We start from the raw sequence: 20,012 nt of genomic DNA, 5'->3' as shown, positions 1-20,012 counted from the left end.
TATACACGATCTTCTGTCTGGTATATATATGGTTTCATGGAAGCTTGTCGGTTTCGCAGGATCAGGTTCCATACGTAGATGGTGAAATCGAATAAATCCAGAAGGGGGATGACGGATATGAAATCAGTGCTTGAACTGGAGAAGAGACTAGCTGAGCCTTCAGATGAATGTATTCAAGATCTGGCGAAAATCGACGGAGATATTGTTATTCTTGGTGTAGGAGGGAAAATGGGGCCGAGTCTCGCTAAGCTGGCGGTCAATGCGGTTCGTAAGGGCGGGCTGAACAAGCGGGTGATCGGGGTTTCTCGGTTCACTGGAGGAGATGTACAGCGCGAACTAGAGGAAGCGGGAGTGGAGACGATTGCATGCGATCTCCTTCATGATGGAGAATTGTTCAAGCTGCCACATGCAGCGAATGTGATCTATATGGCCGGCAATAAATTTGGCACAACGGGGAAAGAACATTTTACTTGGGCGATGAATGTGTACTTGCCCGGAAGAGTGGCAGAGAAATACAAGGATTCACGCATCGTTGTGTTCTCCTCTGGTAATATCTATCCATTCATGCCGATCGGCAGCGGAGGGGCTGATGAGTCTGTATCACCAGAACCAATCGGTGAGTATGCGCAGTCCACATTAGGCCGAGAGCGAATCTTCGAGTATCATGCGCATAAAAATCAGACGCCAATGCTGTTCTACAGACTGAACTATGCAATTGATCTCCGTTATGGTGTCCTATTAGAGATTGCTAAATCCGTGATGGAAGGGAGTCCGATTAACCTGAGTATGGGGCATGCAAATGTAATCTGGCAAGGTGATGCGAACGCAATGGCTCTTCGCTCCTTGACGGAATGCACGAGTCCGCCCACCATCATGAACATCACAGGGCCAGAGACGATGTCGGTGAGATGGGCCGTGGAGCAATTCGCTAAGCGATTCAATAGGAATGTGCATTTTCAGGGCGAAGAGTCTGAACTGGCACTGTTGAATAATGCATCCAAGTCACATCAGCGCTTCGGGTATCCATCTGTATCATTGCTGCAGATGATCGACTGGGTGGCGGAATGGGTTCAAGCAGGAGGTACTACATGGAATAAACCGACACACTTTCAAGAGAGAAGGGGGAAATTCTGATAATGGCCGGTAAGAAACTTTCTATTACACTGCATGAGGCTCTCCATCAGGGCTTAGTTATTCCCGCGCATCCACTTGCACTCAATGAGGAGCGTCAGCTGGACGAACGCCATCAGCGCGCGTTGACGAGGTATTACATTGCATCCGGAGCAGGTGGAATCGCAGTAGGAGTTCACTCCACACAATTTGAGATTCGCGACCCTAAGCATGATTTATTTGGGACGGTATTGCGCATGGCCGTTGAAGAGGTAGAACGAGCTAACATAGAACGTCCTTTTATTAAGATTGCCGGTGTGTGCGGCAGTACTGAACAAGCGATGAGGGAAGCGGAACTGGCACATCAGGTGGGGTATGATGCCACATTGCTAAGCATGGGCGGACTCTCCAGCATGAGTGAAGAGGAATTGCTTGAACGTACTGAACGGGTTTCTGCTATTATGCCGATAATCGGATTCTATCTGCAGCCGTCTGTTGGAGGACGTGTCCTCAGCTTTGATTTTTGGCGCAAATTCGCGGACATCCCGAATGTTGTAGCAATCAAAATGGCTCCCTTCAATCGCTATCAGACCATCGATGTTGTACGAGCGGTATGCTATTCTGACAGAAGAGATGAGATTGCATTGTACACAGGGAATGACGATAACATTGTTAATGATCTGCTTACAACGTACCGCTTCGATGTGAGAGGGCAGTCAATTGAGAAGAGTATTGTGGGCGGTCTTCTCGGCCATTGGGCTGTATGGACGAAGAAGGCAGTCGAATTACTGGAGGAGATCAAGAAGGAGAGAGAACGCGGCGAAATCTCTGGGGAATGGTTAACTAGGAACATCCAGATTACAGACTGCAATGCTGCATTTTTCGATACTGCTCATCAATTTCATGGATGTATTCCAGGGATTCATGAAGTGTTGCGCCGCCAAGGGCTGCTCAAGGGCATTTGGTGCCTGAATCCGAATGAGACGCTTTCTGCTGGGCAAGCGGACGAAATCGATCGAGTATATAGACAATATTCGCATCTTCATGATGACGAATTCGTTGCTGCCCATCTACAGGAATGGCTGGAATAAACATTAACTGTATTTCATCAAATTCAACCACTTTATCATTTTCCACTCGGGGGAAATCCTTGGTGCATAAGGGTTTTACGTGAACTTTTATCCCGAGGAGGGTCTATTAGAACAACTTATGAAAACGCTTTATTTATTAAATGGTGACTACTTCTTATACTGAGAGAGAATTAAGTTGGAAGCTGCCAGCAGGGAATGCGCAACAATACAAAGGGGGAAATGATCGCAATGTCAAAAAGAGTCATAAGTGTTGTCGTCATGATGACAATGGTCTTCACGTTTCTTGCGGCATGCGGAGGCGGAGGGAGTGCAAGCAGTCAAGAAAGCAGCACAAATTCCAACAATAACAGCAGTAACAGTGGTAATGCAGGTTCCGGTTCCACAGTCACGGGGGATAGTGAGCAATATGGGGATACTGGCGGGCTGAAGCTTCCGATCGTTGATAAGCCTGTAACGTTAACATGGATGCATCCCGGTAATGTCTCCATTACGAATGAAATGCTCGTCGTCAAGGAAATTGAGAAGCGAACAGGCATTAAGGTGGTGTTTCAGACATACTCCAGCCAGACTTACGAGGATAAGCTGAGAACGACCGTTGCCTCCGGAAAGCTTCCAGATATTTTCAATGGATTAAAGGGTGCCGAACTGAAGGATATAGGCAAGCAGGGCGGTGTTGTGGCCATTAATGAGCATGTCGATATGCTGCCCAACTTCAAGAAGCTGTACATGGAAGAAAACCCGTGGGTAATCAAGTCATTCGGCGATCAGAGCGGGAACTTATACTCATGGCCGATATACAAGTTGAATCGGGACGTCAATCACGGTTTCATGTATAGAAAGGATATATTCGATAAAAACGGCATCAAGCCATGGACGAATACAGATGAATTCTACACTGCTATGAAAAAATTGAAGGAGCTGTATCCGAACAGCTATCCTTACGCTTCTAAGACGAAAGAACACATTTATGGAGACTGGTCTTATGGTTGGGGAATAGGCGGTGAGAACTATCCAATTTATTATGATGAAGCAGATAGAAATTGGAAGTTCGCCTCCGTGCAGGATGCGCACAAAGATATGCTTGACTTCATGAAAAAGATGTTCAACGAAGGGCTGCTCGATCCTGAGTTTTTAACGAATACGCAGGATTCTTGGACAACGAAAATGACAACAGACAAGGCATTTGTAACTTTCGACTGGATTGGCAGATTGGATCTGTTCTACAACCAGGTGAAGAGTGCGATGCCAGATTACAACTTGCGATATGCACTGCCAATTGGTCCGACGGGGCACGTAAGATCGCTGCCTGAGGTTAGCGACTTCGGTATCGCAGTAGCGGATAACGACAATAAGGAAGTTGCGCTGAAGTTGCTGGATTACTTAACAAGTCCATCTGGTGGGGATTTAATGACACTTGGTGTAGAAGGTGTGAACTTCAAGTGGGGTGAGGATGGATATCCTGTGTATCCAGAATTGGCTAACCTGCCGCTAGTGGATATTAGTGTTCTCGAGGATCGCTATGGGATGTGGCAGGAAAGCGCCTATTTGCGACCGAATCCGAAGAGTGTCTATTTCAAGTTCTCGGAAAAAGAGCAGGAAGCCCAAGATCTAATCATGAAGGATAATCGAAGAGAGCCGTTAGATCCAACCCTTAACTTCACAGATGAAGAAATTGCGATCCTATCAGAGCTGCAGACGTCGATCCAGAAGGCAGCGGAAGAGTTCAATTCGAAGTATGTGATGGATAAAAACTATGGTGAGAAGCAATGGGAGGACTGGAAAAACACTGCGAAAAAAGCAGGGATTGATCAAATGCTTGCCATATTTAATGAAGCACAAAAGCGTTTTGACTCCAAGTAAGCTGCGGATCATTTGAAATCGGAGGGGCACCTGGATTCTGATTCAGGTGCCCATTCCTCAAGGGGGAACAATTGTGCAGCAATCAGAGCTTGAGACTAAGCACCAGCGAACAATGACGCCAAGTCGCATGCGTTGGGCGAACTTCTGGAAGCATATCAAGCGCGATAAGCAGCTTCTTGTGCTTTTTATTCCTTGTATTCTCTTCTACGCAATATTTCGATACGGGCCCATGTATGGGTTAATCATCGCATTTAAGGATTACAGTGTGTACAAAGGCGTATTCGATAGCAAATGGGTAGGACTGAAGCATTTTATTAAATTTTTCAGCAATCAGGACTTTCTTATTCTCTTTACAAATACATTCCTGCTAGGCTTCTACACGTTAATATTCGGGTTTGCGTTTCCGATCCTATTTGCCGTTTTCTTAAATGAAGTTCGAGTAAAATGGTTTAAGAAATCGATTCAAACCTTTAGTTATTTACCCTCCTTTCTATCAGTAGTCATTATTTGCAGTATGATCATTGACTTTCTCTCACCAACGAATGGGATCGTCAATCAAGTTCTTTCCTATTTCGGATTTGAAAAAAAGCATTTTTTGATTGATGCTGCATGGTTTCGGCCGATCTACGTCATATCCGATATTTGGGCCACGATGGGTTATCAGGCGATTATCTATTTGGCGGCTGTAGCCGGTATTAATCCTTCGCTGTATGAGGCAGCTAAGGTAGATGGTGCGAAGCGGCTGCAAATGATGCGGCATATTACGATACCAGGAATCATGCCGACGATCGTCGTCATGTTCATCTTAAATATGGGGAATATGTTTAGAATCGGTTACGAAAAGGTGCTGCTGCTGTACAACCCAATGACATATAGTGTCGCCGATGTGTTCTCCACCTATGTGTACCGAAAGGGCTTCCTCGAATCAAGCTACAGCTATGCAGCGGCTGTTGGGATGTTCGAATCTGCCGTAGCTTTGGTCATGCTGCTCGGAGCGAACTATGTAAGCAAGCGATTTGGAGGTAACAGTCTATGGTAGGAGAACGTAAGCTGTCGATCTTCAATGTTGTCAATACGATCCTATTGCTTCTCGTTGCAGTGTGTACTCTTTATCCGGTATGGTATATTGCTGTCATTTCATTTAGTGACACGGTTTCTGTATTGCAAGGGGAAGTAACCCTGTTTCCGAAGGGCTTCAATATAGATGCTTACGTTGAGGTGCTGAAGGATGACAAGATTCCAAGGGCGTATCTGAATACAATCTATTATACGGCGCTTGGCACATTCATCAACCTGTTGTTTACGGCCATTTCCGCTTACCCATTAGCGCAGCGCAATTTTGTCGGCAGAAAGTTCTGGATGCTTGCGATCGTGCTGACGATGTTCCTGAATGCAGGAATTATCCCAACTTTCATGGTGGTCAAAGGACTGGGCTTAATTGATACAGTATGGGCACTCGTGCTGCCTAATGCAATCTGGACATTTGAGCTCATCATACTCAAGAGCTTCTATGAGAGCATGTCGTCCCAAATTCGGGAAGCGGCCAAAATCGATGGGGCTTCAGAGTATCGCATCTTGTTCAGCATCGTAATCCCGTTGTCGAAGCCCGCCTTGGCGTCGATTGGACTCTTTTATTTCATGGGGCATTGGAACAGCTTCTTCCTCCCGTTAATTTATTTAAATGACAAGGATATGTTCCCGCTTCAGATTGTCTTGCGAGACATGCTCATCTTCAATGCAGAGTCGGATGCTTCGCTCGTAGATCGTGCAGCTCTGGCTCCACAGGCGATGAAGAACGCGACAATTGTATTGTCTATGATCCCCGTCTTGCTTATTTATCCTTTTGCACAGAAATACTTTGCAAAGGGGGTTATGCTAGGAGCGGAGAAGGGATAGTTGATCACGGTGTAGAATGTAGTTGGAATCGCTTCATGCGTATGAGAACATGACAAGGGGAAGAGCGAGATGAAAAGATTATTGATGAACGTCGGCCTGCTTCAAATTTTCATGGCTTTGTTAATCGTGATCATGGTCATGTTTGTCTCCAACTATATTGTACACAAGAACTCCATCTCAGAAGTCTATGACGAAGTAGCTCAAAATAATGCGTTAGTCGTGAAAACGATGATTCAATCGATCGATAACAGCTTCAGGTCCCTAGACAGCATGAATCATTCCATTCACTCCTTACCCTATAACAACATTGTAAATAGTGATGGAAGCCTGGATATGGCGAAGGTGTACGATTTACAGAAAAATGTTACCGCACTCGTCTCCAAAGCTGATTTTATCGAAGATATTATTGTATTTCATGACAATTCGAATCTTGCAATAACCTTGCACGGTACGACTGATTTAGGAGAGCTATTTGAGCAAAAATATGTACATTCCATCTACAATGCAGCGTATTGGAAGCGCTTTATGTCCATGCCGCATGAATCGAAAGTCTTTCCGGCCGATACATACAAGGTCATGAACAGCGGTACGACATGGCAAAAAAAGAAACTGCTGATTATGGTGGGAGGCAATAAATTTCGTCTATCTGATAAACATATCATGTTTTTGATTAGTGCCGAAAAGTGGATGAAATTCGTTGACCAAACTGCTATTATACCTGGTGCATCATTTATTGTGCTTGATTCGAATCGCAATGTGATACTCAGCACGAATGATGATTTTGACTTGGTAGAGGTATGGAATCAGTTAACCTCTAATTTCAATTCGGAAGGGACGATCACGGGCAAGGATTTCGAGTACAATTTCTACAAATCGACGTACAACGGATTTATGTATATCAATAAAATTCCTTATAAGTTTAAGAACATCAACTCCGTAAGCAGTGCGAATCTTACGATCATGATCACTGCCATAATTGGAGCTGTCACTTTATCTTACTTGCTCAGTATGTACTTATACCGACCCATCCGTAACATTATTCAGCAGCTGGGAATGGAAACGAGTAAAGGAAATGATATTCGCAATATTCATAAGGCTATTCGTGTGCTCCAATTAGACAACGGTAAGCTCAGAGAGCAACTTGAAGTCGTACGTGTAGGAAATCGAAGAACTGCCTTCCTTCGAGCGATTGATGAGTATGCAGATCCGAGTGAATCGGAGCAGCTTATCCGCAAATACTTCCCAGAAAGCACTGTGAAGAAACAATTTGTGATGGTTCTGATCCAACTGCTGCCTAAGGAGGAAGCGGAGTCACATGAGCGTATCCATGTTGATGAGCTGGAATCACGTATTGCTGCTGGATTGAAGCGAGAGTCGATAGAGGCACTTCTATTTCATGCCGATAAGCTGCAATTTGTCGCTTGGATTGGATTGGATCAGCCTTTAACTAGGCGTACACTATTCAAACAGCTTCGTGCTTACATTGCTGCTGCAGGAAATAATGAGCTGAGCCGCTATGAAGTAGGGGCTTGTGTAAGCAGTATGTACAGCACTGATGAGGTACATTGGAAACGCGCTTTTCAAGATGTAAACCATGGGATGTCACATCGGTCGGTAAGCAACGATGAACCTGTGATGGATGCAGAACAGATACGATACACCTATAATATGTACTATCCGATGGACAAAATGGAGAAGCTCTCTAACTATGTGTTATGCGGAAGGCTGGAAGATGCCGTCCAGATCATAGAAGATACATTCGAAGCGAACAACAAGCGAAATATTCATATGCATCAGATGGTGCACGTGGCGCAAGCGATGTTCTATGACTTGTTCCGCATGATCGGCAATCCGTCGCTGGAACAGGAGGAATGGAGCAAGCTTGAAGGGGATTTTCTTCGAAGCATTTCACGGGCGAATCGATATACGGAGATGAAGCAGGCGCTTATTAAGGTTGCTGCATTTTTGGCAAAGCAGTGCAAGAGTGAGCCGACAAATAAGTTGAATCCTGCTTTCATTGCACAATATATCGAGCTTCATTATATGGAGAATTTGTATTTGGATTATATTGCAGAAGTCTTCCATACCTCGCCGAAATACTTCTCTAGTTATTTCAAAAAAACGTTTGATATCAATTATGTGGATTACTTGAACAAGGTGCGACTAGCCCATGCCAGAGAACTGCTGAAGCATACCTCATATTCGGTAACTGAGATCGGAGAAAAGACAGGATATTTGAATGCGTCAACATTTGCTACCACATTTAAGAAATATTACGGAATATCGCCTAGTGAGTATCGAAAACGGCAGACAGGTTAACGATTGGGGGAATTAAAGTGAAGGCTGTGGCGACACAATCCGGCACAATTGTCATTGCTGAAGTGGAACCCAAGAAACTGGAGTATGGACATGTCAGAATTCGAACGGAATATTCAGCAATCAGTCCGGGCACGGAGCTGAGTATGGTGAACTGTTCATCGGAGTCGCGGATCCTATTGGGATATAGTGCAGTTGGCATCGTTGAGCAGGTAGGGGATGGTGTGAGCAGTGATTTGGTTGGGCAGCGGGTGGCCTGCTATGGGGCGCCGTACGTATGTCATGCGGAGTGGCTGACTGTTCCCACGAATTTGATCGCACTTGTGCCGGATAAGGTTGATCCGAAGGAAGCCGCGTTCGGGGGGTTAGGTGCTATTGCGGTGCATGCGCTGCGTGTAGCTGACTTACGATTCGGGGAATCTGCCGTTATCGTCGGCCTTGGGACATTAGGCAATTTGATTGCGCAGATCGCTCATGCTGCCGCCTATCGAACGGTTGCACTGGATATGGACGCCCGCAGGGCAGAGATGCTCAGACAGCACGGGTTAGACCAAGTGTATGCGGATCAAAATCAAATGGAACTGGAATTGTCTGAAGCAGTTGGAGAGGCAGGAGCAGATGCCGTATTGCTCTGTGTGAGCGGATCGGGAGAGGAAGTGACGAACAGTGCGCTTACATGGATTCGGGATCGGGGGAAGGTAGTCATTGTTGGCGATCTGTCGATGTCCTATTCCAGAGAGCTCATGTTCCAGAAAGAGGCTCAAGTTCTCATTTCAAGGGCAGGAGGACCCGGTCGGTATGACAAGCAATATGAGCAGGAGAATCGAGATTACCCGATCGGTCATGTGCGTTGGACAGAGGGGAGAAATCTTGAAGCCTACATACGGCTGCTCGCTGATGGACGCATTTCGATGAAGAAATTGATCACCCATGTGTATCCGGTAGCAAGAGCCGAGGAGGCTTACGATAATTACAGGGAACGTAGAGACGTGGTTGCGACCTTACTTCAATACGGGAATGAGACGTAATATTCGTGCCTATATATACTTGTATTCTTATAAGTACATATGAGTCGTACGACGAATCCATGATTTGTGATGTACGGCTTTTTCTGTTGAGAGAAAGGCAATTCTATAATAGACTAGTATGGAAAAATGAACCATTGATTCTCTCTGTGGTTACTGGGCTGATGTATCAATACATCCAGATTGCCTACTAATCGCGACTGTATGATGTCGCCATTCAATTGTGGGATAGTGAGAACTATGCCGAGTATGTAGCTAGCTCGCGAGAAGCGCTGAACTATGAATTGTCCGAAGATATTTTCGATCAGAAGTTGATCTTCGTCGAGCAATTCCAAGCGCGATTTCGTGCAGAATGCAATGGTGAGATCTTGTTGCATCATCGATGACATAATGCCCGCACTGCTTGCTCATCCCGAAGCAATGCGGGCACGGGTGTTGAGGTTTCATCTAAGCCTACTCTCTTTGGGGATAGGCTATTTATGTTTGGGGTCAGGTATAGTTGCTAATTATAGTTTGCCTTCCCGTAATTCGTCGGTGCGTCGATTTACCCGCTTCCGAAGCAGATTCAACACGGCTTTCTTAAACCGACTCTTCGTATTGTTGTATGCCGCGAAGAATTCATCTGGGTTATCGTAGTAGCCTAAATCCTCAGTAATCGAGAAGTTCTGAATATAGGTGCTGTCGCCACGCCAGCATAAGTTGATGTTCTTCACGTCTTTCACTGCTATACCGTATCCGATATGACCATCGTTGTAGCTGCACAGTCTATCTTTTACTTGATGAAGGTACATATCATCGATAATGACACCCTCAAGCGCCATCCATTTGCCTTGGAAATGAACTTCCGTCCAGGCATGAACGATATTGCGGGGGGCGAATGTATAGATGATGCCAGTCAATGCTCCCTTTTGCATTTTCTTATCGATATAGAAGCCGTGAATGCGGCAAGGGATTCCGACTCCACGCAGCAAGGCCATCAGCAGGATGCTCTTCGTATTGCACTGGCCATATCCATCTGCTAATACCTCCGAAGCGGGAATATCGTCTCCGCGGTTGTAACCGAACTTGATCTGGTTGCGCACATAATCGTATATATCACGAATCTTATCGTACTCTTTAGCTTCTTTCCAGGATCGCTCTATGATAAGCTTTTGAATCGATGGATGGTTATAATCAACTAATGCCGTTGCTTCTAAATAGGATGTCATGGTCATTCCTCCTTCTCCTTCAACTATAAAGGAGAGGAGGAATTCATACTTTCAAATATCTGCTATGTTGAACAATTGTACGGGCAGTCATGCCAAGTTTGTCTCGAACGGTCTTAGAGAAGTGGGAAGGGCTATTAAAGCCCGCTTCCATTGCTGCGTCTGTTATGGATTTTCCGCTAAAGACAGCATGGAATGCGTGTTCTAATTTATGATGAACGATATAGCTGGCGAGTGATATGCCGATCTTGTCTTTGAATAGATGAGATAGTCTGCTCTCGGACAGAAATAACTTCTTGCTGAGTGTTGTTACAGTCAATTGAGGGAGAGAAATGCTCTCTAGTGCTTGCATAATGTGATGAACTCGTCCGTCAAGAATAGGCGGCAGATTGTCATCCGTCATTTTCAATATGTGCTTGCACTTGTTCCAAATCTGGTCGTATTCCATTGCTTGCTGTAGCGAAAATAAATGCTGGATTGCAAGCTGCTGCAGTTCCTCGACTTGATAGCTTGTTAGGATATAAATTGGTGAGTGCTGTAAGTAGGTTCTCTTCAGATGCTCACCGAATGCAGATTCAGGGTTGATGAGCATATACCATTGCCACTGTCCATGGCCTTGCAGTTCATGAACGATGTTAGAATGCAAGATCAAGCCGGAAGCTTGATAGGCGACTCCGTCTACCGTTATCGCTACATCCTCTTCAAGGCCGATCGTAATCTGAATGTAGTTATGGCTGTGATTGTCCGCATCTACTTTTTTCGTGAGAAAAGATACATGGTCAGAGCCAAAATACACGATTAGGTCGTAGGGGCTCATGATTGCAGACATCTTGCTTACTCCTCCTTTGCGTGTCATCATCGTTTGACCAATGGAGCATTGGTTCGAATTATACCTAGCGGTACGGTTGAAGTAAAGGGAGGGACTCTCAGAAAGAATGGTATTTTTGTAGCGCTTCTTGCTTTGACAGGTTCTATTGAGGTGGATAATAATAGATATCTAGAGGTATTGTGGAAGCAATTGTGGAGCATGTTCTTAAGATTAATGACAGACGAACGGAGTGGAAGTCTATGGACAGTCGTGTTCAAATTAAAGAGATAGAGCAGTTGGATGGAGAAGTGCTTCAAGGGCTATCAACGTTGTTATTGGACGTCGTGAATGATGGTGCATCAATAGGATTCCTCCCTCCACTGGATCGCAAGATGGCTGACGATTATTGGGCAGCGGTATTGCAGCCGGAGGTGCACCTGTGGGTTGCGCTAGTTGATAATCAGGTGTGCGGTACAATCCAGCTTCATCTCGCTCAAAAGCCAAATGCTCTTCATCGTGCAGAAGTGGCGAAGTTGATGGTGCACCCTTCCCAGCGCAGAATGGGAATTGCCAAGGGGTTGTTGCGAGTTGTGGAAGATTGCGCGCACCATGAAGAACGAAGCCTGCTGGTGCTTGATACGAGAGAAGGAGATCCTTCCAACTTGTTGTACCAATCGAATGGGTATATGGAAGCTGGACGGATTCCGGAATTCGCCAAGTCTGCAGATGGAGGTTATCATGCAACCGTTATTTATTATAAGAAGTTCTAATGTTAACGTGGGACATGATATAGAGGGAGTGGGATACAATGGCTGAACGAGTTCGGGTAACTACAGGATCACCTTGGGAGCCATTGGTAGGCTATTGCCGAGCGATACGAGTGGGCAATCAGGTCGAGGTTGCGGGTACAACAGCGATGCAGGAAGGCCAAGTGGTCGGTGTAAATGATGCCTATGCGCAAACTACATATATTTTGCAAGTTATTTCTAACGCTCTGAACCAAGTTGGAGCAAGTTTGTCCGATGTTGTTCGAACAAGAATGTTCGTCACAGACATAACCAAATGGGAAGAGATTGGCAGAGCTCACGGTGAATTTTTCCGCGACATTTGCCCGGTAGCTACCATGGTAGAAGTGAAGGCCCTTATCGATCCCGCTTTGCTCGTTGAAATCGAAGTACAGGCGATTTTGACGGATAAGGTTGTATAGATGAGTGTACTAGATAGGTATCTGCTACTGTTGGAGTGATTCGATCGGCTATGTTCATCGCGCAGATAATTCGGACAAGACGAAGCGTTATTTTCGCGAAGCTCCTGGAGGGAAGCGTACGCATATCCATGTGAGAGAATTGGGGAGCTGGGCGGAGCAGTTCCCGCTCCTGTTCAGAGATTACTTGCGCTGCCATATTGATGAATGTGAGTTGTATGCTGCGGTCAAATATGAGCTGATGAAGAAGTACCAGAAGGACAGGCATGGATATGTTGATGCCAAAGAACCTATCATCTGGGACATTATGCGAAGAGCGAGCAGTTGGAGTCAGGAAGTTTGGTTGGAGGGCTGGAGAAACAGATGTGTAAAATCGAAGAATCGGAGCGAATGACATGCAAATCATTGATCTGATATCAAATCAAGCGGAACATATAGAGCCCTTCTATCCTTAGATTAGCCTGATATAGGCAATCATGGTTCCATGGAAGTCAGCGAGCATAATTGATCCTTTTTTGGATTCGGAACATATAGCTTCGACCGTATCAAGAATTCATCATCGCATTACCGCAACTCGAATTAGAATAAGGAAAAAATAGAGGGAGTATGGGGTGTACGTGTGAATCTACCATGGGCCATATTTTTTATTGTTTGGATGACAATTTTCTTTCTGACAGAATACTCTCTGTTATTGGGTGTATTATTTGGCAGTGTATCAAGCATCTATGTTATATACCGTTATTTTAGCGATAAGAAAGAACGCGAGGCAGAAAGGCAGAAAATGATTGCCGATGCGACAAGCTATGAAGAAGACTACGAAGATAACGAGGAAGAGGAATATGAGGACGATGAGGAAGAAGAAAGTGCGGATGGTGATGAAGAGGACGAATTGCTCGAAGATGCAGCCATTATCGTAGCGGAAGTTGGATACGCGTCAACGGCTCTTCTTCAATCAAAATTAAATATAGGAGCACAGAGAGCTCGGCTCATTCAGGAGCAGCTAGAGGTGGCGCAAATTGTTGGCCCGCCATCAGCAAGTGATAGACGGCAAGCGCTCTTAACCCCAGATGGAGTAACTGCACGTATCAAAGAGGTGTATTCCAATGAGGAGGACTTGACTGAAGAAGAACAGGCTGAAGCGGATCGAAATATAGAAGCCCTTTTGCAGGAGCTTCATGAGTTAACGGGTCTTGATGCGATGCATCAGAACATTCAGCGCCTCGTTCGACTAATCCAGAGGCTTAATAATCGCTATGATTTGGGACAAGACATTTATTATCCGAGAATTCATATGATATTCGCTACGGAACCGGGTACTTGGGAGATGAGGGCTGCTGATCTCATTTCTTCTCTCTTTCACGAACTGTTCTACTTGTCTGAACGAACGGTAACTGAGGTGAATTATAAACAATTAATTGATCCGTACCGCCGAAGACGCTCACAGTCTACGCTCGATATTGTTGAACAGGCACGCGGAGGCGTACTTGTAATACAAGATGCCTACAAGCTGCTTGAAGACGATCGAACCGGACAGGGGCGGGAAGCGCTAGATATGTTATTTTGTTGTTTGGAAAATGAGACTGAAGAAGATGATGAAATTCTCGTCATTTTAACGGGAGCGCCAGCGAAAATGCACCGCTTCTTGGAGGAACATATTGAAATAGGACTTTATTTCACAAGTGTGTATGCGCTCAACATTGAGGTTCCATCCGCTAGTCGGACGACTTCTCCATCAGTAGAGAAGCGGAATGAGTCAACATCGCTGAGCGATACTGAGCAGTCATGCAATCACACGGCAGAAATGCATTCCAATATGAAGAGTAGCGAGATATCGAATGCTGATGAATCCCAGCAAACTGATAAATTTCAACAGCCAGATGAATCGCTGCAGGGACGAACATTATCAGCAAATCCAAACTACTCTAAGGCACAATCAGATCAAACGGGGGAAGCAAGGTTCGATTTACAAGGTAGTTTGAATGAATTCCTATCCAGTGGAGTACTTGGCGAATATGCAGAATCGCTACGCCAACTTGTCCATCGGTTGTCACAATATCAAGAAGGGAAGGCAAAAGGATTGTACGTCGATATGCCTCCTATGTGTCTTGCAGTTATGGGCGGTATCGATCCTGCTAGAGTACAGGTAATTGAACTCTTGTCTCAGGTTTATAAGAAGTGCGGCATTCTATCATGGGGGCAAATCGTACCTGTATCAATAGACAATATGGAGGATCAGGACCCAAGTTCCATAAGCAGTAACGTAATATCGAATCTCCAACATGCGAAGAATGGTATGCTTGTGCTGCGGCTTCCTGCACAAGATAGAAATCGTACACATGCAGACAAGGTGCGTGCATTAACGGAGTCTCTGGTGAAAGCTACGGATCGCTATTCCTCCGAAACCGTAATCATCATCGAAGGGGATGCCAACGATGTTGCCGTCTTTTTGAAAAACAGCTCAGTACTACGGATGCGTTTCTCAGAAATCATTCAATTACCAAGTTTGTCGGAAATCGGCTCTTAACCATGTGATGCACCATATTGGATTAGCGTAAGATGAGGACTGGGTGTCATTCTATTTTCTGCAAATAGAACAGGGGGGAATGTAGCGCATGGGGATTGTTGTCGTTATCATTATTGCAGGTATTGGTTTATATATTTGGTACCATCTGATTCAATCTGCCATTGAACAGTCGAAGATGGCCCAACATATCAAAGAAATTCGAGATTTGTTGGTTGAACTGCATAAGGATAAGATACAGACCCAGACGCAAGTACAAGAAACCCCTGATTCTGTTCAGCCAAGCCATGATACTGAATGTTGTCCGGCCTGCGGCATACGGGTAAGTATGGATGATACCGTATGTCCTGAATGTGGGTTGACCCTGGCGAATACGGAGAATTAGGAGCGTGAAGATGAAAAGCTGGAGTCGTAAGTCAATGCTCGTCGATCTTGGTTTGATTGGGCTATGTGTTGTATTGTTTATCGTTTATGGAAGAACTTTCGAAGTCGCCTTCGCGTGTTCGCTTAGCTTCCTGTATATTCTGTTGCGTAAAATAGACTTTCAAAAGTATAAATGGTTGCGGAATCTATTCTTGATCTGTGTGTCCATAGGTTTAATGCTGTTCGTTGTAGTGGAATCGCTCATTATATCCGAGATGGGGACAGATGATCGTAATCAGGCACAAGTCGATTATGTAATTGTTCTAGGTTCAGGATTAAGAGGCACGAAGCTCTCAACAACGCTGCAAGATAGACTTGATGCAAGCTTGCCTTATATTCGAGCCAACCCTCAAGTTCCCGTAATTGTATCGGGAGGTCAGGGGCCAGGTGAAGATATACCTGAAGCAAGTGCAATGGAAGATTATTTAATACAGAATGGAATACCTAAGGAACGTATACTTGCTGAACGGAAGTCAACCTCAACGAAGGAGAATCTACTCTATTCACAGAGTCTGCTTCGAGAACAAGGTGCATTAGGCAACAAGTTAATGATTGTCACAAGTGATTTCCACATGTATCGCTCGAAGATGCTCGCCAGAAAGGTTGGGTTTGAGCCGTACGGAATATCAAGCAGTTCCCCTAATCATCTGAAACCAACGAATATGATTCGTGAATTTTTAGCGATGGTGAAGGCGGTTCTATTTTGAATAAGAAAGCGGTAAGGGAGATTCCTCATGCACAAGTGCTTGGGGATCTCCCTATTTGTGTATGCTAGGGAACGATGTTAAGATACGATAGCCATTTTCGTATAAGATTGTATACCAACTCTGCAACTACAATCCCTGCCGCCACATCCATAAATACATGCTGCTTCACAAACAATGTCGATATTATGATTGCCCATGAGAGGATGAGGACAATGGCTCGTAAATAGGGGAAGCGATGCTGTGAATCTGGGTCGGATACAGCCTTAATCATAAGATAGGATGTAAAGACGTGAATGCTGGGGAAGCAGTTGAATGGCGCATCTGTTAGATAGACAAGCTGTACAAGATCTGTCAGCAATCCAGGCTCTCCTATTTCAGGACGTGGTACAGTCGTTTGATATACTGCATAGACCATATAACAGATGACCAGTCCGGCACAGAGGGAGAGCAGCGTTCGATAGTACACATTTCTTTGCTTCCTGAAGACCAGCACAAGTACGGTGAAAATATAGGGATACCAAATCACGTAGGGAATGATAAATGCAGGGATAAAGGGGATTTCCTGATCCAAATCAGTCGATAGGTCATGAACGATCGTATTCCCATGGTTTAATAACCCGTAACAGATATTAAGCACCGGGATTGCTAATAGCCACAGCAGGGGAATATATGCCGAGAGCTTTCGATTCATCTTCGCTCATCCTTTCTTTTACGAACTTGAACTCATCGTAAATCATAAAACTATAGACGAACCGCATAAAAAGCTGAAGAATGTATGAAGAACGGATGAGAACAATACAGCTTTTCTTTTTGTGATGAATAAGGGTTGTAAATACGGGGATATCGTAGTAAACTTTGGTTATTGTTTCAAGTGCAACAATATTGGCGGTCTCATTTTAGATGTCTATTTCATTTTCATACCCATATCGTTACATATGTAACAATAAATCGAGATTGGATTACGTAATGAGCAATAACAGAGATCTGATGAGGAGGAAAGCGAATGCAATCAAATTCTAAGCTAATTTTATACGTAGTATGTCTAAGCACGTTCTTCGCATCATTGATGCAAAACATCTATTCTCCGATTATTCCGTTGTTACGAGACACCTTTCATGTGTCGCTATCGATGGTGAACGCATCGGTCTCGATTTTCATTTTTATCATTGCGATCATGCAAATTGGATGTGGGGCACTCATTGATGTGAAGGGAGCAAGGTATATATTAATGCCTAGCATTGCTATATCGATTGCTGCTAGTATCGGCTGCGCAGTGACGAAGGATTTTACTTGGTTTCTCGTATTTCGTGCATTGCAAGCTGTAGGGACAGCATCGATTCCGTTAATTGCAGCTACCACCATTGGGAAGCTATACCAAGGAGCGGAGCGGGGCAGTGCAATGGGGACTTATCAGATGCTAATGTCAATTGCTCCCGCTGTTGCCCCCGTGCTTGGCGGATGGATAGGAGGGAAATATAATTATCCCGGCATCTTCTGGTTCCTCACTGGCGTGTCGCTATTATTGCTGCTTGGGAATGGATTATACTTTCCGAAGGACCAGAGGAATCGGTCAGCTTCCATAAATATTCGCAGGATGATCGTTCAATATGGTATTGTGTTACGAAGCCAAGTCGGGAGAGGAATTCTTATGATTAGCTTCTTGTATTTCTTCCTGTACTTCGCACTCATCGTATATTTGCCTACGCTTCTGACAGATCAATATCACATGAGCTTGACGATTGTCGGCTTGCTCTATCTACCTATGGCGGTCAGTATGATACTGGGAACTGTGGTATACAAATCAATTCAAGCTAAAATCGATCAACGTCGTTTACTGCTCTACAGTAATCTAATGGCAGCATGCAGCATTCTTATATTTGCTCTGACTGAATCGTACTCTTTAGTAGGGCTGTCAATTGGTTTGTTCTTGTACGGTACAGCAGGGGGGGTGATTGCGCCTCTCTATTCAACAATGATTAGCAGCGAGTTCGAAGAACAGAGAGCAAGTGCATTAGGCTTGTACAATCTGATCCGCTATGTTGGGATGTCGGCCGGGCCGCTTATTTGTGGTCTGATTATCGTGAACTTTGGTTCAAGCATGACATTTGCTGCCTTCGGCGTACTGTTTGTCGTGCTCTCGATATGGATGGTGAAACGGGTATCTACCCAACATGCTACCCAACCAGTTGCCAAAGAAATATAACGATTGCTTCCGTCTCTGTTGATTTGTATGTATAATTATGGGGTGTGAAACTGATTGTTACATTCTGTTCGCTTTATATGGACATCATGACCTGGCTTTGTTACGAGACCGGGTTATTTGTCTATTCTGAAACAGTGCCTTTCGAGAACGGGCATGAAGCCACTATTCGCTGGGGGATATGGCATATTGCTGATCATAGCAGACATCATTTTGCAAATATTGTGTTCATGAAGAAGCTCAACGAGCGGGAAGTTTTACATCGTGACCATACATGAGAGAACCCCGAACAAAAGAGAGGGAGGGAGATTGTTGCTGAAGCCGGGGCCAATTTATTTGGGGGCGACATTTGTTGGTATCGTATTGATATCCATGCATCACTTAGGACGTTCCTTCGGAGATGAGATCTTTCTCTTTCTTGGTCTATCGCCGTGGGTACAAATGGATGGTGGGAGTTGGCATCCGCCTGTTATTTTTGGTATCCTTTTATTAATTGTTGGAATTCGGGGTGCGTCTCGCTCTTATGTTCATCCAAAGCTAGCAAAACGGCTGATTATCGGGTGTATTTTGTTTGCGATGGCATCCCCTACGGTTAGCAAAGGTGTGATGTTCACCGTGAAATATTTCGCATCGGGGATATCTTCGTTAGACTACGCAAAGGAGGGCAGCAGCTGCTCGACTGTGCAATATTCTGAAGATGTGAAGCAGCTGACCACTATTTGCACATTTACCGTATATAATTACGGTGAAGAAACAAATGTCCGCATTCGTCCCATACGATTGATGAATGACGAAACTATTGAGTTTGATTTTCAAAGTGTAGAGCTGATCCCTCACCAGAAAAATAGTGTGACTGCGGAATACCGTGTCTATGCGAGAGATTCTACGGCTTTTTACAGTGGGAGATCGAACGAGATTGGAGCGGAATTGGAGTTGTTTGGTGAAACTAAAAGTGATAAATAAGAAAGGAACCGAACTATGTGGAAAACGTTGAAGCAGTGGATTCCAAGTGTAATTGTCGCAGTCGGTCTGTCATTATTCATTAAAGCATATGTCGCGGAAGCGATGAGTGTCCCGACTGGCTCGATGATCCCGACGATAGAGAAGAAGGATCACTTGATCGTTGAGAAAATGATGTGGTTAACCGATCTAAAGCATGGGGATATTGTTGTATTTTATCCGCCAGTTGCGGAAGACCGGTATGTAAAACGGCTTATCGGCTTGCCGGGAGATCGCATTGAAGTTAAGAATGGACAGCTGTATCGGAATGATGTTCCAGTCGAGGAGCCATACATTCAGGAGAAGATGAACTATTCCTATGGGCCGATTACGGTACCACAGGCTCATTATTTTTTCCTTGGAGATAACCGGAACAACAGCTTCGATTCCCATCTTTGGGATAAGCCGTTCGTGAGCACAGACGAAATAATCGGCAAGGTGCTGGCTGTTGTACCGACACATATTTTTAGCCAATAGGCGTCGCCATTTATCCATTCATACAAGTAGAAGCTGTAAGACCTCACCTGTGATTACCTGTTATTAATCAAGGGTGGGGTCTTTTTATGCAAGGTATGACCCTCGATATGTATTTGGAACCTCTGTTGCAGAACATCAATATTTCCCATAGCTATTCAAGCATAGATGGG

Annotated in this window: 19 protein-coding genes and 1 pseudogene; 17 read left to right on the top strand and 3 right to left on the bottom strand. The window is 44.8% G+C overall.

All coding sequences use genetic code 11. The features are described 5' to 3' along the window. Positions 1–117: 117 nt before the first annotated feature. The 7 genes from BBG47_RS03815 (at position 118) to BBG47_RS03785 (ending at position 9,301) form a co-directional block, all read left to right on the top strand. Positions 118–1,134 carry an NAD-dependent epimerase/dehydratase family protein gene (locus BBG47_RS03815; protein WP_065290584.1) on the top strand — a complete coding sequence of 339 codons (1,017 nt, stop codon included), beginning with the start codon at positions 118–120 and terminating at the stop codon, positions 1,132–1,134. A 2-nt stretch (positions 1,135–1,136) separates the two neighbouring features. Continuing rightward, positions 1,137–2,201, top strand: coding sequence for a dihydrodipicolinate synthase family protein (locus BBG47_RS03810; RefSeq protein ID WP_065290583.1), 1,065 nt, complete (start codon positions 1,137–1,139; stop codon positions 2,199–2,201). A gap of 228 nt (positions 2,202–2,429) precedes the next feature. After that, positions 2,430–4,061 (top strand): extracellular solute-binding protein, encoded by a 1,632-nt coding sequence (locus tag BBG47_RS03805; protein WP_065290582.1) that lies wholly within the window; start codon positions 2,430–2,432, stop codon positions 4,059–4,061. Between the two features lie 112 nt (positions 4,062–4,173). Further along, positions 4,174–5,100: an ABC transporter permease gene (locus BBG47_RS03800; RefSeq protein WP_051240292.1), complete on the top strand. Its 927-nt coding sequence runs from the start codon at positions 4,174–4,176 to the stop codon at positions 5,098–5,100. Beyond that, positions 5,094–5,957 carry a carbohydrate ABC transporter permease gene (locus BBG47_RS03795; RefSeq protein ID WP_021257906.1) on the top strand — a complete coding sequence of 288 codons (864 nt, stop codon included), beginning with the start codon at positions 5,094–5,096 and terminating at the stop codon, positions 5,955–5,957. The genes BBG47_RS03800 and BBG47_RS03795 overlap by 7 nt, the downstream gene beginning before the upstream one ends. 69 nt (positions 5,958–6,026) lie before the next feature. Beyond that, positions 6,027–8,276, top strand: coding sequence for a helix-turn-helix transcriptional regulator (locus tag BBG47_RS03790; protein WP_065290581.1), 2,250 nt, complete (start codon positions 6,027–6,029; stop codon positions 8,274–8,276). Positions 8,277–8,293: 17 nt separating this feature from the next. Next, entirely contained in the window at positions 8,294–9,301 is a 1,008-nt protein-coding gene (locus BBG47_RS03785) for a zinc-dependent alcohol dehydrogenase (protein ID WP_065290580.1), read from the top strand. Positions 9,302–9,804: 503 nt separating this feature from the next. On the opposite strand, the gene BBG47_RS03780 is transcribed toward BBG47_RS03785, so the two are convergent. Together BBG47_RS03780 and BBG47_RS03775 are read right to left on the bottom strand one after the other, a co-directional pair. Continuing rightward, a complete protein-coding gene (locus BBG47_RS03780) occupies positions 9,805–10,506 on the bottom strand; it encodes a transglutaminase-like domain-containing protein (protein ID WP_065290579.1) in 702 nt (233 codons plus the stop codon). A gap of 43 nt (positions 10,507–10,549) precedes the next feature. After that, positions 10,550–11,332: a helix-turn-helix domain-containing protein gene (locus BBG47_RS03775; RefSeq protein WP_065290578.1), complete on the bottom strand. Its 783-nt coding sequence runs from the start codon at positions 11,330–11,332 to the stop codon at positions 10,550–10,552. Positions 11,333–11,571: 239 nt separating this feature from the next. On the opposite strand from BBG47_RS03775, the gene BBG47_RS03770 reads away from it, so the two are divergent. From BBG47_RS03770 to BBG47_RS03745, 6 genes are all read left to right on the top strand, one after another. Next, positions 11,572–12,081 (top strand): GNAT family N-acetyltransferase, encoded by a 510-nt coding sequence (locus BBG47_RS03770; RefSeq protein WP_065290624.1) that lies wholly within the window; start codon positions 11,572–11,574, stop codon positions 12,079–12,081. A 38-nt stretch (positions 12,082–12,119) separates the two neighbouring features. Next, positions 12,120–12,518 carry a RidA family protein gene (locus tag BBG47_RS03765; RefSeq protein WP_065290577.1) on the top strand — a complete coding sequence of 133 codons (399 nt, stop codon included), beginning with the start codon at positions 12,120–12,122 and terminating at the stop codon, positions 12,516–12,518. Between the two features lie 13 nt (positions 12,519–12,531). Then, positions 12,532–12,909, top strand: coding sequence for a GrpB family protein (locus tag BBG47_RS03760; protein ID WP_083189065.1), 378 nt, complete (start codon positions 12,532–12,534; stop codon positions 12,907–12,909). Positions 12,910–13,134: 225 nt separating this feature from the next. Next, complete coding sequence (locus BBG47_RS03755; RefSeq protein ID WP_065290575.1) at positions 13,135–15,039, top strand: DNA translocase FtsK; 1,905 nt, start codon at positions 13,135–13,137, stop codon at positions 15,037–15,039. A gap of 88 nt (positions 15,040–15,127) precedes the next feature. After that, positions 15,128–15,421 (top strand): hypothetical protein, encoded by a 294-nt coding sequence (locus BBG47_RS03750; protein WP_028531575.1) that lies wholly within the window; start codon positions 15,128–15,130, stop codon positions 15,419–15,421. Positions 15,422–15,431: 10 nt separating this feature from the next. Next, positions 15,432–16,166 (top strand): YdcF family protein, encoded by a 735-nt coding sequence (locus BBG47_RS03745; RefSeq protein WP_065290574.1) that lies wholly within the window; start codon positions 15,432–15,434, stop codon positions 16,164–16,166. Positions 16,167–16,230: 64 nt separating this feature from the next. Here BBG47_RS03745 and BBG47_RS03740 read toward each other — a convergent pair whose 3' ends face one another. After that, on the bottom strand, positions 16,231–16,857 hold the full coding sequence (locus BBG47_RS03740; protein ID WP_065290573.1) for a phosphatase PAP2 family protein: 627 nt from the start codon (positions 16,855–16,857) through the stop codon (positions 16,231–16,233). A 312-nt stretch (positions 16,858–17,169) separates the two neighbouring features. Between BBG47_RS03740 and BBG47_RS03735 the strand changes: the two genes are divergently transcribed. From BBG47_RS03735 to lepB, 4 genes and pseudogenes are all read left to right on the top strand, one after another. Then, positions 17,170–18,369, top strand: a complete 1,200-nt coding sequence (locus BBG47_RS03735; protein ID WP_065290572.1) for an MFS transporter — start codon at positions 17,170–17,172, stop codon at positions 18,367–18,369. Between the two features lie 140 nt (positions 18,370–18,509). Next, positions 18,510–18,644: pseudogene (locus BBG47_RS30595) on the top strand (DinB family protein); the annotation flags it as partial. Positions 18,645–18,678: 34 nt separating this feature from the next. After that, positions 18,679–19,329: a hypothetical protein gene (locus tag BBG47_RS03725; RefSeq protein ID WP_083189064.1), complete on the top strand. Its 651-nt coding sequence runs from the start codon at positions 18,679–18,681 to the stop codon at positions 19,327–19,329. Between the two features lie 15 nt (positions 19,330–19,344). Beyond that, positions 19,345–19,842: a signal peptidase I gene (lepB, locus tag BBG47_RS03720; protein ID WP_065290570.1), complete on the top strand. Its 498-nt coding sequence runs from the start codon at positions 19,345–19,347 to the stop codon at positions 19,840–19,842. The last annotated feature ends 170 nt before the right edge of the window (positions 19,843–20,012 follow it).

This window comes from Paenibacillus sp. KS1, assembly GCF_001680695.1.
GTDB lineage: Bacteria > Bacillota > Bacilli > Paenibacillales > Paenibacillaceae > Paenibacillus_B > Paenibacillus_B suaedae.
This window is presented reverse-complemented; position numbering and strand designations above follow the sequence as displayed.

What these genes read in the sequence shown, in the direction of transcription:
- BBG47_RS03815 (WP_065290584.1), top strand. Translation starts at nt 118, where the DNA reads ATGAAATCAGTGCTTGAACTGGAGAAGAGACTAGCTGAGCCTTCAGAT.
- BBG47_RS03810 (WP_065290583.1), top strand. Translation starts at nt 1,137, where the DNA reads ATGGCCGGTAAGAAACTTTCTATTACACTGCATGAGGCTCTCCATCAG.
- BBG47_RS03805 (WP_065290582.1), top strand. Translation starts at nt 2,430, where the DNA reads ATGTCAAAAAGAGTCATAAGTGTTGTCGTCATGATGACAATGGTCTTC.
- BBG47_RS03800 (WP_051240292.1), top strand. Translation starts at nt 4,174, where the DNA reads ATGACGCCAAGTCGCATGCGTTGGGCGAACTTCTGGAAGCATATCAAG.
- BBG47_RS03795 (WP_021257906.1), top strand. Translation starts at nt 5,094, where the DNA reads ATGGTAGGAGAACGTAAGCTGTCGATCTTCAATGTTGTCAATACGATC.
- BBG47_RS03790 (WP_065290581.1), top strand. Translation starts at nt 6,027, where the DNA reads ATGAAAAGATTATTGATGAACGTCGGCCTGCTTCAAATTTTCATGGCT.
- BBG47_RS03780 (WP_065290579.1), bottom strand. Translation starts at nt 10,506, where the DNA reads ATGACATCCTATTTAGAAGCAACGGCATTAGTTGATTATAACCATCCA.
- BBG47_RS03775 (WP_065290578.1), bottom strand. Translation starts at nt 11,332, where the DNA reads ATGTCTGCAATCATGAGCCCCTACGACCTAATCGTGTATTTTGGCTCT.
- BBG47_RS03770 (WP_065290624.1), top strand. Translation starts at nt 11,572, where the DNA reads ATGGACAGTCGTGTTCAAATTAAAGAGATAGAGCAGTTGGATGGAGAA.
- BBG47_RS03765 (WP_065290577.1), top strand. Translation starts at nt 12,120, where the DNA reads ATGGCTGAACGAGTTCGGGTAACTACAGGATCACCTTGGGAGCCATTG.
- BBG47_RS03750 (WP_028531575.1), top strand. Translation starts at nt 15,128, where the DNA reads ATGGGGATTGTTGTCGTTATCATTATTGCAGGTATTGGTTTATATATT.
- BBG47_RS03745 (WP_065290574.1), top strand. Translation starts at nt 15,432, where the DNA reads ATGAAAAGCTGGAGTCGTAAGTCAATGCTCGTCGATCTTGGTTTGATT.
- BBG47_RS03740 (WP_065290573.1), bottom strand. Translation starts at nt 16,857, where the DNA reads ATGAATCGAAAGCTCTCGGCATATATTCCCCTGCTGTGGCTATTAGCA.
- BBG47_RS03735 (WP_065290572.1), top strand. Translation starts at nt 17,170, where the DNA reads ATGCAATCAAATTCTAAGCTAATTTTATACGTAGTATGTCTAAGCACG.
- lepB (WP_065290570.1), top strand. Translation starts at nt 19,345, where the DNA reads ATGTGGAAAACGTTGAAGCAGTGGATTCCAAGTGTAATTGTCGCAGTC.